Here is an 11,545-nt window from a genome sequence, read left to right as displayed (position 1 = left end):
TGTTGGGCTGGCCTACGAATGGGTTAGAATCCCGTGGTGGCTTAGGTGTCTCCCTATCACCAGCAAAGGAGAACCGACATGCTCAGAACAATCACCCTTCTCGCCGCTTTCGCCGCTCCCGTGGCAGCGCACGCGCAGGACCTGCCCACCAGCCCCTATCTGCCGCTTGCCATGGCGAGCGACGCCGCGAATGTGGCCCTTCAAGCCTGTGCCGCTGACGGCTACAACGTGAGCGTTGCCATCGTCACCCGCGATGGTGCCACCAAGGTGCACCTGAAGGCCGACAACTCGGGGCCCCATACCGTCGGCAGCGCTCAGGGCAAGGCCTTCACCTCGGCCTCTATGGGGCGCGACACGGCAGGGCTTGCCGAGTTCATCGGCGAAAACCCGCAGCACGACGGTCTGCGCTACATGGATGCGCGCATGGTTATCCAGGGCGGTGGTCTGCCCATCAGGATCGGAGGCGCGCTGGTGGGCGGTATCGGCGTCGGAGGTGCCCCCGGCGGACACCTGGACGAGGCCTGCGCCCGTGCCGGACTGGACGCAATCGGCGCCGAGTGAATCCATTGGGGTCCGCGCCTGATGCGCGGACCCGTCCTCACGAACACCCCAAGAAAGGTAGACCCATGCGCCGTCTTTCCCTGACTGCCCTTCTCATTGGCCTCGCCGGTCCGGTCGCTGCGCAAACCGCCCCCTCTGCCAGCGAGGTCGCTGCTTACGACGGCCTCTTCCAGGCCGCCCATGAGGGCGATGTCGCTGGGATCGAGCGTCTGATCCGTGAAGGCGCCGACGTCGATGCCCGAGACTCCAGAGGCCGGACGCCGATCCATGTGGCAGCCTTCGCGTCCGAGGACGAGGCATTGCGCGCTCTGGCGGAGGCCGGTGCCGACATGAATGCCCTCGAACACCGGGCCTATGACGTCGTGACGATCGCAGCCGTCGCGGATGATCTCGAGCTGATGTCGCTCGCCATCGAACTGGGCAACGATCCGGGCCTCGTGACGAGTCCCTATCTTGGCACCGCGCTGATCGCCGCGGCGCATCTCGGTCATGCCGAGGTGGTGCGGCGTCTGATCGACGCGGGCGCGCCGCTCGATCACATCAACAACCTGCACTGGACGGCGGTGATGGAAGCTGTGGTTCTGGGCGATGGTGGCGCGGATCACCAGGCCGTGCTCGACGCGCTCCTCTCCGCCGGGGCCGACCGGTCCCTGGCCGACCGCGATGGCGTCACACCGCTGCAGCACGCCGAAGCGCGTGGGTTCAAGGAGATGGCTGAACGGTTGAAAAGGCCGAACTGACGGCCAGTGCCGAGGCGCCTTATCGGGCGGCGCATCCGGCTCTTTGATATGCCCGTCTGATCTGGCTCACCGTTGTGCTTAAGAGATGCAGAACAGAGATCGGCAATCAAGCGTCACAGGCCCAATAAGATGGTTCAGACGTCGCGGAGCGCGTATCTGCTTGACGATCCTGGCCGGGATGATCCGAATACCACAGGCGACCAACTCGTCGATCTGTAAGGGTTTTGCTCTGAGACCTGACAGGCGGCGAAGGCAAGGGCAGTGAAACCGCTTCGGTAAAGGACACTTACATCATGTATGTCGAAGACTTCTTGCTCCGCGCTATCGAGCTCTCGGCAACAGCGCTTATGACGGAGGGAACCGAACCCTTCGGCGCGGTGATCGTGCGAAACGGTCGGATCGTGGGTGAGGGGATCAACCGATCCTTGCTCAATCACGATCCCACGTCACATGGTGAGATCGAGGCCATTCGCGACGCGGCCCGGAACCTCGGGACCGTCGATCTCAGCGGTTGCGAACTTTATACGAACTGCGAGCCATGTCCGCTTTGCGTGGCCGCCATGGAGATCGCACAGATATCGCGCTTGTATTATGCCGCAAGTCTCGCGCAGTCGGATTCTGCCATGAATGGGCTGTCTCCTGCTTCCAGATTTTCAATCGATTCTGAGAAGCTGCGGGAGGCATGCATCCAGCCAGTTGATGCCCGGGACATCCCGGCTGAGCAACATTTGTCCGAGGTGGCAGTCGAGGTAATCGCTGCTTGGGCCGAGACACGCAAATGACGCGTGACGTTTTGGCGGGCCTGCGTGGCAAGGGCCACCAAATGTAGGCCGCCGCGGCAGAGCGCAGCGGCCAAACCAGTCTGGCTTATTCCTTGATTCCGGCCGACTCGATGAGCGGCGCCCAGACCTCAATCGAATTTGCGACGAAGGCCGTGTAGTCGTCGGTGGACATCGCCGTATGGGTGATGCCGAGTTCCTTTAGCCTTTCCTGGACATCGGGATTGGCAAAGACGGCCAGGACGGTGTCGTGGATCGTCTCGACGGTTGCCGGGTCCATGCCCGCTGGTCCGGAAAGACCGACCCAGTTTTCGATCACAATGTCGTAGCCCTGTTCCTTGAAGGTCGGGACGTCAGGGATTTCCTTGTTGCGTTCAGGCGAGGCGATCGCGATCGCCACGGCCTCTTTGTCCTCAATCATCTCGCTGTTCTGAACGACCATGTCGTAGAAGCTGTCGAGCACGCCGGCACGAAAATCCTGGATGGCCGGAGAGCTGCCCTGGTAGGGTACGTGGATCGACTCCACGTCGAGCGCCTGATCGACCGCGACCCCGAGAATATGGGAAATCGAACCGACCCCGCTCGAGCCGAAAGTCATCGGGGTTTCTTTGACAAACGCAATATACTCGTCGAGCGAGGTGATCCCGGAGGAGGGCTGAACGAAGAGGCCGGGCGCCGATGCGCCGATATAGGCGACATGCGTGAACCCATCGAGCGGTTCGTAGGGGATGGATTTGAAACGTGTCGGTGCAATCGTGAAGGGCGCGTTGTTTGACAGGATGAGCGTCGTGCCGTCAGCCGCCTGTTGTGCGACATAGTCGGCCGCAACCGTCCCGGCAGCCCCCGGACGGTTGTCGACCACGGCCTTCTGCCCGAAATCGGTGTCAAGGTGCTGTGCGAGCAGCCGCGCGACAAGGTCGCTTGTGCCGCCTGGCGGGAAGGTCACGACGATCCTGACCGGCTCATCGCTCCAGGCTCCGGGTTCTGCCAGCGCTGCCGGCGCGTGCAGAAGGAGGGCCGCTGCAGCACCGGTGCTCATAAGTAGTCTACGGTCAATTTTCATGTTGGTGTTTCTCCCTGATTGGCTTTCATGGCCGCGCGCCGGCGGCGTCGGTTCTGCTCCGTCTTGAACAGAGCAAATGCGAGAATGGCGACGGTGATCGCGATCAGCGTTGCGCTGATGGGTCTCTGAAGAAACACCATCGGGTCACCGCGAGACAGGAGCATCGAGCGCCGGAGCTGTTCTTCCATGAGCGGGCCGAGAACGAACCCCAGCAGAAGGGGCGCCGGTTCGAAACGGAAGAGGCGCATGACGTAGCCGACGGCACCGATCACCAGCGTCAGCCAGACGTCGAACACGTTGTTGTTCAAGCTGTAGACACCCATGCAGATCAGAACGATGATTGTCGGGTACATGTACTTATAGGGTATTTTCAGCAGACGCACCCACATGCCGATCAGGGGCACGTTGAGGATCAACAGCATGATGTTGCCCACGAGGAAGCTCGCGACCAGACCCCAGAACATGTCGGGCTGTTCGGTGAGGAGACGGGGTCCGGGCGTGATCCCGTAGATCATCAGCGCCCCGATGACGATCGCCATTGGCGGGCTGCCGGGCACCCCCAACGTGAGGGTCGGGATGAAGGCTGTTTGGGTCGCCGAGTTGTTCGCGGCCTCGGGAACCGCCACGCCGGGAACCACACCGGTGCCAAAATCCTTCCGCCGGCGGTTCACGCGTTTCTCGACCGCATAGGCAAGGGCCGCGGCAATGGTCTGGCCTGTGCCTGGCAGAGCACCGATGAAGGATCCAATCGCACCGCCACGCAGGATCGGTGCAGGCAGCGATTTCCATTCCTCCTTAGTGGGATAGAAATCGTCGTAGTCCACTGTCTGGGCAGCCTTTCCGCTGGTCGCCGTACGGATCGACGCTATGACCTCGGTCACGCCGAAGAGACCCATCGCCACGATGACGATGTGCACGCCATCGCGCAGTTCGGGAATGCCCATCGTGAACCGGAGGTCCCCGGTGGTCAGGTCGATGCCGATTGTACCGAGCATCAGGCCGGTCACCACCATCGCGATTCCTTTCAGCGCACCGCCGTTGCTCACGGCCGAGGCTGCGATCAGGCCCAAAAGAAGGACAGAGAAGTAGTCCGGTGGTCCGAAACTGAGCGCAAGTTGCGCCAGGGACGGCGACAGGATGGCGATCACGATCATACCGATAATCCCGCCCCCGAAAGAGGCGGTAGCCGTCGAAAAAAGCGCAACGCCTGCGCGGCCTTTCTTCGCGAGGGCGTGCCCCTCGATCGCGGTGATCGAGGCCGCCGGCGTTCCTGGGACGTTCATCAGGATCGAAGCGGTCGATCCGCCGTATTCCGCGCCGTAGAAAACACCGGCGATCATCACCAGGGCGGGAGTTGGATCGAGATAGAAAGTGAGCGGCAGGATCATTGCGATCGCCGCCATCGACCCGATGCCCGGTAGAACGCCGATGAAGGTTCCGAGAAAGACCCCAATGAAGCAATACATCAAGTTCTGTGGCTCGAGGACCACCAGAAGGCCTTGGTAAAAGAGCGTCAGGACATCCATGGTCAGCCTCCCGGAAACGGCCTGAGAGGCAGATTCAGCAGTTCGATGAAGACTGCCCAGCATCCAAGCGCCACGATCCCACCCAAGATGAGTTTTCCGATCCAGGGAAGCGTGTGGTCCGGCAGGCTGGCGACAATAACGGTCAGGAAGACTGCGGGAACTAGGCCGAGCCAGTCGGCCGTCGCCGCGAACACGGCGAGAGCCGCGCAGATCGCGAAAAGTTCAATCCAGTCCGGCGTCTCGGCGATGCCATCGCCGCGCCGCTCTTCCACGCAGATGACCAGAGCCAGAACAGCAAGGATGGCACCGGTGACGAACGGGAAGGCCCCGGTTCCAAGGCGGGTCGGGACCCCAAGGCCCAACTGCCAGCCACCGACCATGAAGATGATGCTCAGACCGAGGAGCACCAACCCGCCGATCTCGCCACCCCATCCGAGTGCTCCATGGGATCCTTCCGGCACCCGGTCCTCGACGTCCATATGTTCGGGATCAACTGGCATGCCGGGTCCCTCTTGTCATGACGTGCCCTTTTTCTAACATGTCGGGTTTCGAGGCCTGTCCGAAGAGCGCCCGCACGCGGGCCGCGCTTACGGCAGAAATTTGCTCGATTGCTGCACGGATTTCAGAAGCGCGGTCGGCTTTTAGACGATCGCTGAACTCTGCCATGACGCTGTCCATATCGGCATGGCGTACGAGCGCGGTAATGAAAGGGAAGCCAAAGCGTTGCCGGTATTCGGCATTCATGGCTGCCAGACGGTCTCGATATTCGCTTTTGGGAGAGGTAAGATCGAGCCGCCCCTGCTCGATCTGGGATTCCGACGTCATTGTCAGGGGATTGTCCGGAGCAAGTTCGGGGTGCGCGCAAAACAGGGCAATGCTGTCCGCTTCGTTCAGCGCAACGAGTTCTCGGTGAATGGCCGCTGTCAGCGCATCCAGGTCCCGAAAGGGACGGTGCGACACCACCCGTTTCGCGACCTCGGGCGCTCTTTCGATCAGGGGAGCAATGTAACCGAGCGCCGTCCGATCATCCGCATGGTTCAAATCTTCCAATGATGTCATGTGACGTCCCCCTCACGTCCCAGCGTAGGCAGCGGCACCGTTGTCGTCTATAGAATAATAGTTTACATCGCATTCGCATTTTTAGAATTCCATACCACTCTTTCGGGAGGCTCGCTGAGACTTACAAGTATGTCAGATCGGATGACCCGACGTACCGGAAAGGTCATCGAGACACCGGACCGATAGATCGAGAATCTTCTGACGCATCGCGGAAGCCGGCATTTGTGCGTTGGATATCAGAGAGATGCTCTGACGGAACGCATCCTTGTCGCTGATCGGGATAAAGGCGAAACGCCCGTCCTTGATTTCGGGTCCGGCATCGATCTCCGAGGTGACCGCGACATACCTGCCTGTCGCGACAAGCAGCTTCATGAGCTGAATGGAGTTGACGACCACAGAAGTTCGGGCTTGCTCGAAGAGCCATCCGTGGCGAACCTCGAGCAGTCTCCGAATTGACAGGGCGGAACTCTGGAATACGACGGGATTCGCAATAAATTCTGAAAAACTAATCGACTCCTTGGTCGCCACTGGATGATCTCTGGTGGCGATGCACCCCAATGGAAACTCTCGCCGCCAGTGGAAGTCGAGAGTATCGACCGGCGGTGCATTTGCGACCGCGGCGAGGTCAAAGTCACCTTCGAGAACGCCTTTGACAGCGGCGTCCGGACTCTTGATTTCGACATCGACGGTAACCATCGGCAAATCCGAGGCGATGGCCCGCACCACATCGAGCACGAAGCCGTTGACCATGCTGTCCATTGCGGCGAGCCGGAAATGCCCCTGTTCGATGCCTCGATTTTCTTGGACAACGGACCACAGGCGCGCGTTGTCGAGACGCCAGCCGCGAGCAAGGTCCAGCACAAGCTTGCCGGTGGGCGTCAAGGTCAGGCCCTTGGGACCTCTGTCAAACAGAGCCTCTCCGAGGTCCTCCTCGATCGCCACAATCTGCCGATGGACGGCGGACGCTGAAATTCCAAGCTCCCGGGACGCTGCCTGGATCGATCCACTCTGCGCGACCTGCTCCAGATACTGAAGTGCGCGCGGAACAAGATGAAGTGCCATTTCCTGCAATCCCTTTCCAAGGCATGGGATATCGTGAGGTCGCTTTGGACCAGCCCGGTCGGTTGGTCTGCGTTGGAATAACAGGGCATTCTGTATTTTGGAATGGCGATCTCGCCTCTGTGGCAGATAGTGAAATGGAAAGTCGTATCGAAGGGACTCGCAATCTGCTTGGAGTTCCGCAAAGAAGGAGAAGAGTGTCGTGACGCATCAGTCCCATCCAACCGATCCGGTTGCCGGAGGAATATCAATTCATGCAGTGGATGTTGCGGATGGCATACCCGCTGCCGGACTGGCGGTTCGGCTATGGCACCTGCGACCTGCGAGAACGGAAATCGCATCCGGCGCGTGCGGCGCGGACGGGCTACTGCACCATCCGGTGAGCGAGGGCCAAGGCGTACAGCCAGGGCTCTACGAGGTCGAATTCGAGGTCGGAGATTTTTACCGGCAAGCTGGTCGCACCTTACCAGAACCGTCGTTTCTTGAAACTGCGGTCTTTCGATTTGGCATCGAACGCATCGAAGAACATTTTCACCTGCCGTTCAAGTTCACACCGTGGGGGTTTTCTCTTTTCCGGGGCGGCGCCTAGCACCACCCTCTCGTCTTTCCACCTACGGCGCAAATCCAATGACCGTCCCACACGAAACACATCTCGCACTCTTCATCCGTAGGTCGAGGTGTCGGCACCGGCCCGGGCGGCGATGTTAATAAGTTCATGCGGCGTGATGCCGGAGGTCACGATAAGTGCACGGCTGCCCATGGGCCGTAAGCCGGAAGGTTGCGGCTAGACCTCGAAGTCCGTTAAGACGGTCGGTTTTTTGCGCAAACGTTATTGCCTTCTTCGTCCTGTTTTGGGTGAATTTGGCAATAATTTGACTTCGCACGTGCAGCTGATGCCAGAACTCGTGGGCCGCACCGCGGTATCAAGAGGCCTGAGCCATTGCCCGATTTGGTTCGACCTATCGGGGAACAATGTCGTCCTTGAGCGCTTCGCAGCCATTCCCGCAGAGTGCAGCATCTGCGAGGTATGGGCTCTGAGTTGACATTCGCTGAAATTTTCTTGTCCGCGGCGCGGACCATCTTTGACAATCTGCAACAACTGCAGCGAAGGGCTGGGTCTCCGCGCGTTTTTTCTCGGAGCTAGTCTTCCCCGCTGTCTCGTTCAAACCTCCGGGAAACCGCAAACGGCGGCAGCCAGGGCTCGCGCCGGATGGTCCACAGCTCATAGGTCGGCACGAACTGGTCGGGCGCGTCCAGCGTGCCAAGATGCACCTCGACCTCGCCCGGGCTGACGGAAAATAACGATGACCCGCATCGGGGGCAAAAATGCCGCCCCCGGTACTCATGGGTGTCGCCCGCCACTGTTACCGCATCCTGCGGAAATATGGCCGAGGCGTGAAACAGCGCGCCATGATGCTTGCGGCAATCCAGACAGTGACAGACCCCAACGCGCAACGGGCGTCCCGATGTCTCGATCCTAACGTCGCCGCACAGACATCCACCCGCATGTCGCTCCATGATCCGGTACTCCGCAGCCGTCAGAAAGTCAGAAAAAAGCCTCCCCGACGGATCGGAGAGGCTCTGTTCAGCGCCGTGCGCGCAGCTCAGGTGTACTTCTTGATCTCACCTGATTTCAGGCGCTCCAGATAGCTGTTCAGCTCGGCCTTCACGATCGGCATCAGGAAGTAGAGGCCGATGATGTTGACCACCGCCATGGCAAAGATCGCCGCATCCGAGAAATCGATGACCGGGCCAAGATTGGCCGCCGCACCGATCACCACGAAGATGCAGAAGATGACCTTGAACACCAGCTCCTTGGTGTGGCCTTCGCCGAACAGGAAGGTCCAGGCCTTGAGGCCATAATAGGACCAGCTGATCATGGTCGAGAAGGCGAACAGGATCACCGCAATGGCCAGAATGTACTGGAACCAGCCAAAGGCGGACGAGAACGCCGCCGAGGTCAGCGCCACGCCGGACACGCCGCCGACTGTCTGGATGGTGGTGCCATCCTCGTTCAGCAGGTAAAGCCCGGTATTCGGGTCGGATACCAGTTGCCCGGTGATGATGATCACCAGTGCGGTCATGGTACAGATCACGACGGTATCGATGAACGGCTCCAACAGCGACACGAACCCTTCGGTGATCGGCTCCTTGGTGCGCACCGCCGAGTGGGCGATGGCGGCAGAGCCCACGCCCGCCTCGTTCGAGAACGCCGCACGCTTGAAGCCCTGGATCAGCGCCCCGGCCAGACCGCCGGCAACGCCAAGCCCGGTGAACGCACCTTCAAAGATCTGGCCAAAGGCCCAACCGATCTTGTCCCCGTTCATTGCCAGAATGACCAGTGCGGTCGCGACATAGAGGATACCCATGAACGGAACCACCTTTTCGGTGACGCGCGCGATGGATTTCAAACCGCCCACGATCACCGCGAACACGATGGCCGCAAACAGAATGCCGGTGATCCAGCCCGGATACTCACCCACCACGTTCGAGATCTGCGCATGCGCCTGGTTGGCCTGGAACATATTGCCGCCACCCAGCGCGCCAAGGATACAGAAGATCGAAAACAGAACCGCAAGGATCTTGCCTGCCGGGATGCCGCGTTCCTCGAACCCCTTGGTCAGGTAATACATCGGTCCGCCCGAAACGGTGCCGTCCTCGTATTCGTTGCGGTACTTCACACCCAGCGTACACTCGGTGAATTTCGATGCCATGCCCATCAGACCCGCAAGGATCATCCAGAACGTGGCGCCCGGCCCGCCGATGCCGACGGCAACCGCCACACCGGCGATGTTGCCAAGGCCCACGGTGCCCGACAGCGCCGTTGCAAGCGCCTGAAAGTGGCTGACCTCGCCCGCGTCGTTGGGGTCGGAATAGTCACCCTTGACCAGCGCGATCGAATGCGGGAATGCCCGGAACTGGATCAGGCCGAAATATACAGTGAAGATCGTCGCGGCCACCACCAGCCACGCCACAATCCACGGAAAGTTTGTGCCCGGAAACGGGCTGAAGATCAGGTTGACGAACCAGCCGGTGGAACTGGCAAACACCTCGTTGACCTTTTCGTCGATGGTCTGCGCCTGCGCCGATGCGGCCATGGCCAACATCGCGGGCGCTGCAAAAGCAAAAGCTTTGAACACGTTTTTCATGACTGTCCCTTTTCTCGCGCTTACGGAACAATAGTGACCGGGACCGGCGCCGCCTGCGCCAGACTTCCCGCGACAGAGCCGAAAAGCCGGGATGACAGGGATGAATGCCCCGTTCGGCCAATCACAAGCTGTGTCGCACCGGTTTCGTTGATGATATCGCACAGCGTTTCCGCGACCTGACCGTATTTCAGGACGGTCGACACAACCACGCCGCTGTCCTGCAAGCTTTTGCGGACAGGTTCGAGCAGCGCATCTTCGGCCCGCTTGAGCTCCTGAGACCGGCGCTTGTGACGCTCTTCGATCTCTTCCGGTGTCAGAAACGAATAGGGTGACCATTCCAGCACATGGGCGACGACAAGCTCGCATCCACGCGCCTTGGAAAGGTCGACCGCGAAATCAAGAGCCGACTTGGCGCTTGCGCTGTCGTCGTATCCAAGGACGATTTTTTGTGACACTGTTCCCTCCTGTTTGCCACACTTCCACAGGGGAAGTCTTGGTATGATACTCGCAATTCCCCGAAAAACATAAGTTTTCTTGCTTCGGTAGAATTCTCCTGTGCGATACCCTTCACCTGTTGCGCGCCTTTTCCACAACCGCGCCCGGATGGGCAAGCCGCAAATTCGGAAAATCCGTGCACTGGTGAGTTGGCTTCTTACGTAAGGGGAGGGGCGTTCTTCGTCGCAAGAAAGTCCGCCAGCAGGTCGAAAACCAGCCGGATCCGGCGACTGGTGCGCAGCTCGCGGTGCGTGGTCAGCCAGACCGGAAAACGGATGGGGGCCATGTCGGGCAGAACCGGTTCCACCTCGGGGAACTTCGCTGCCACACTTTCCGACATCGCCATGACGCCAAACCCGTTGCGCACATATTCCCAGGCAACAATGCCGTTCTGCGTCTTCAGGCGAAAGTTTTGACCCTGCAGGTCGATGCCCAGCGGGGCCATGTACTCGATCATCCGGTCGGTATCGCCGAAACCGACGAATTCCATGCCGGACAGCTCGGCCTTGGTTGCGGGGCGGCCCACCTGATCCAGATAGGACGAGGCCGCATAAAGCCGCGCATTCGCCTCGCCAACAAGTCGTGCGATCAGGTCGGGCTGATCAGGCCGGATGTGGCGAATGGCGATATCCGCCTCGCGGCGCATCAGGTCGCGGATGTCGTTGGCGGCGATAACCTCGACTTCCAGCAATGGTGCCTGTTCGCGGATATCCCGCAACACTTCGGGCAGGTCATAGGCCGACAGGATATCGCTTGCGGTGATCCGGACCCGCCCTTCGACCGATTGCGCCTGCCCCGAGGCCGCCAGCGCGATCCGGTTGGCCGCCTCTCCCATCGCTCTTGTGTGATCCAGAAGCTCCAGTCCGGCCTGTGTCAGTTCCAGCGACCGGCCGACCCGTTCGAACAGCATCACCCCCAGATCGGCCTCCAGAGCGGATACCTGTCGGCTGAGAGTCGGCTGTGACTGCCCAAGCCGCCGCGCCGCCGCCGACAAGGACCCGGACTGCGCCGTTTCCAGAAAGGCGCGTATGTGGTTCCAGTCGAACTCGCCACGTTTATCCATGCATAAATGTATAAGCGCCCTGCAAATTTCGGCAATTTCTATTTCATATTC

13 protein-coding genes are annotated in these 11,545 nt (G+C 60.2%); 4 read left to right on the top strand and 9 right to left on the bottom strand.

Going from position 1 to position 11,545, the window contains the following annotated elements; all coding sequences use genetic code 11:
• The first annotated feature begins 78 nt into the window (after nucleotides 1–78).
• From AC2FMY_RS13035 to AC2FMY_RS13025, 3 genes are all read left to right on the top strand, one after another.
• A complete protein-coding gene (locus AC2FMY_RS13035) occupies nucleotides 79–561 on the top strand; it encodes a GlcG/HbpS family heme-binding protein (protein WP_480749493.1) in 483 nt (160 codons plus the stop codon).
• 65 nt (nucleotides 562–626) lie between these two features.
• Nucleotides 627–1,301, top strand: coding sequence for an ankyrin repeat domain-containing protein (locus tag AC2FMY_RS13030; protein WP_480749492.1), 675 nt, complete (start codon nucleotides 627–629; stop codon nucleotides 1,299–1,301).
• A 293-nt stretch (nucleotides 1,302–1,594) separates the two neighbouring features.
• Nucleotides 1,595–2,083: a nucleoside deaminase gene (locus tag AC2FMY_RS13025; protein WP_496747087.1), complete on the top strand. Its 489-nt coding sequence runs from the start codon at nucleotides 1,595–1,597 to the stop codon at nucleotides 2,081–2,083.
• An 85-nt stretch (nucleotides 2,084–2,168) separates the two neighbouring features.
• Here AC2FMY_RS13025 and AC2FMY_RS13020 read toward each other — a convergent pair whose 3' ends face one another.
• From AC2FMY_RS13020 to AC2FMY_RS13000, 5 genes are all read right to left on the bottom strand, one after another.
• Entirely contained in the window at nucleotides 2,169–3,119 is a 951-nt protein-coding gene (locus AC2FMY_RS13020; RefSeq protein WP_496807483.1) for a Bug family tripartite tricarboxylate transporter substrate binding protein, read from the bottom strand.
• A gap of 20 nt (nucleotides 3,120–3,139) precedes the next feature.
• Nucleotides 3,140–4,609 carry a tripartite tricarboxylate transporter permease gene (locus tag AC2FMY_RS13015; RefSeq protein ID WP_496807492.1) on the bottom strand — a complete coding sequence of 490 codons (1,470 nt, stop codon included), beginning with the start codon at nucleotides 4,607–4,609 and terminating at the stop codon, nucleotides 3,140–3,142.
• Nucleotides 4,610–4,671: 62 nt separating this feature from the next.
• Nucleotides 4,672–5,169: a tripartite tricarboxylate transporter TctB family protein gene (locus AC2FMY_RS13010; RefSeq protein ID WP_480749488.1), complete on the bottom strand. Its 498-nt coding sequence runs from the start codon at nucleotides 5,167–5,169 to the stop codon at nucleotides 4,672–4,674.
• Complete coding sequence (uraD, locus tag AC2FMY_RS13005; RefSeq protein ID WP_496747335.1) at nucleotides 5,159–5,728, bottom strand: 2-oxo-4-hydroxy-4-carboxy-5-ureidoimidazoline decarboxylase; 570 nt, start codon at nucleotides 5,726–5,728, stop codon at nucleotides 5,159–5,161. The genes AC2FMY_RS13010 and uraD overlap by 11 nt, the downstream gene beginning before the upstream one ends.
• Nucleotides 5,729–5,860: 132 nt before the next feature.
• Nucleotides 5,861–6,790 (bottom strand): LysR family transcriptional regulator, encoded by a 930-nt coding sequence (locus AC2FMY_RS13000; protein ID WP_480749486.1) that lies wholly within the window; start codon nucleotides 6,788–6,790, stop codon nucleotides 5,861–5,863.
• Between the two features lie 199 nt (nucleotides 6,791–6,989).
• Between AC2FMY_RS13000 and AC2FMY_RS12995 the strand changes: the two genes are divergently transcribed.
• Nucleotides 6,990–7,376, top strand: a complete 387-nt coding sequence (locus AC2FMY_RS12995; protein WP_496747336.1) for a hydroxyisourate hydrolase — start codon at nucleotides 6,990–6,992, stop codon at nucleotides 7,374–7,376.
• 551 nt (nucleotides 7,377–7,927) lie between these two features.
• On the opposite strand, the gene AC2FMY_RS12990 is transcribed toward AC2FMY_RS12995, so the two are convergent.
• The 4 genes from AC2FMY_RS12990 to AC2FMY_RS12975 form a co-directional block, all read right to left on the bottom strand.
• Nucleotides 7,928–8,305, bottom strand: a complete 378-nt coding sequence (locus AC2FMY_RS12990) for a GFA family protein (RefSeq protein ID WP_496747338.1) — start codon at nucleotides 8,303–8,305, stop codon at nucleotides 7,928–7,930.
• A gap of 86 nt (nucleotides 8,306–8,391) precedes the next feature.
• Nucleotides 8,392–9,936 (bottom strand): alanine/glycine:cation symporter family protein, encoded by a 1,545-nt coding sequence (locus AC2FMY_RS12985; RefSeq protein ID WP_496747340.1) that lies wholly within the window; start codon nucleotides 9,934–9,936, stop codon nucleotides 8,392–8,394.
• Between the two features lie 20 nt (nucleotides 9,937–9,956).
• A complete protein-coding gene (locus AC2FMY_RS12980; protein WP_480750718.1) occupies nucleotides 9,957–10,391 on the bottom strand; it encodes a universal stress protein in 435 nt (144 codons plus the stop codon).
• Nucleotides 10,392–10,588: 197 nt separating this feature from the next.
• Nucleotides 10,589–11,494: a LysR family transcriptional regulator gene (locus AC2FMY_RS12975; protein ID WP_496747342.1), complete on the bottom strand. Its 906-nt coding sequence runs from the start codon at nucleotides 11,492–11,494 to the stop codon at nucleotides 10,589–10,591.
• Nucleotides 11,495–11,545: the final 51 nt, after the last annotated feature.

The organism is Ruegeria sp. YKSE079, from assembly GCF_059612845.1.
The sequence above is the reverse complement of the archived record's forward strand: the minus strand, read 5'-3'. Positions and strand labels throughout refer to the sequence as shown.

Coding starts and splice junctions, on each gene's coding strand:
- AC2FMY_RS13035 (WP_480749493.1), top strand. CDS start 79: ATGCTCAGAACAATCACCCTTCTCGCCGCTTTCGCCGCTCCCGTGGCA.
- AC2FMY_RS13030 (WP_480749492.1), top strand. CDS start 627: ATGCGCCGTCTTTCCCTGACTGCCCTTCTCATTGGCCTCGCCGGTCCG.
- AC2FMY_RS13025 (WP_496747087.1), top strand. CDS start 1,595: ATGTATGTCGAAGACTTCTTGCTCCGCGCTATCGAGCTCTCGGCAACA.
- AC2FMY_RS13020 (WP_496807483.1), bottom strand. CDS start 3,119: ATGAGCACCGGTGCTGCAGCGGCCCTCCTTCTGCACGCGCCGGCAGCG.
- AC2FMY_RS13015 (WP_496807492.1), bottom strand. CDS start 4,609: ATGTATTGCTTCATTGGGGTCTTTCTCGGAACCTTCATCGGCGTTCTA.
- AC2FMY_RS13010 (WP_480749488.1), bottom strand. CDS start 5,169: ATGCCAGTTGATCCCGAACATATGGACGTCGAGGACCGGGTGCCGGAA.
- uraD (WP_496747335.1), bottom strand. CDS start 5,728: ATGACATCATTGGAAGATTTGAACCATGCGGATGATCGGACGGCGCTC.
- AC2FMY_RS13000 (WP_480749486.1), bottom strand. CDS start 6,790: ATGGCACTTCATCTTGTTCCGCGCGCACTTCAGTATCTGGAGCAGGTC.
- AC2FMY_RS12990 (WP_496747338.1), bottom strand. CDS start 8,305: ATGGAGCGACATGCGGGTGGATGTCTGTGCGGCGACGTTAGGATCGAG.
- AC2FMY_RS12985 (WP_496747340.1), bottom strand. CDS start 9,936: ATGAAAAACGTGTTCAAAGCTTTTGCTTTTGCAGCGCCCGCGATGTTG.
- AC2FMY_RS12975 (WP_496747342.1), bottom strand. CDS start 11,494: ATGGATAAACGTGGCGAGTTCGACTGGAACCACATACGCGCCTTTCTG.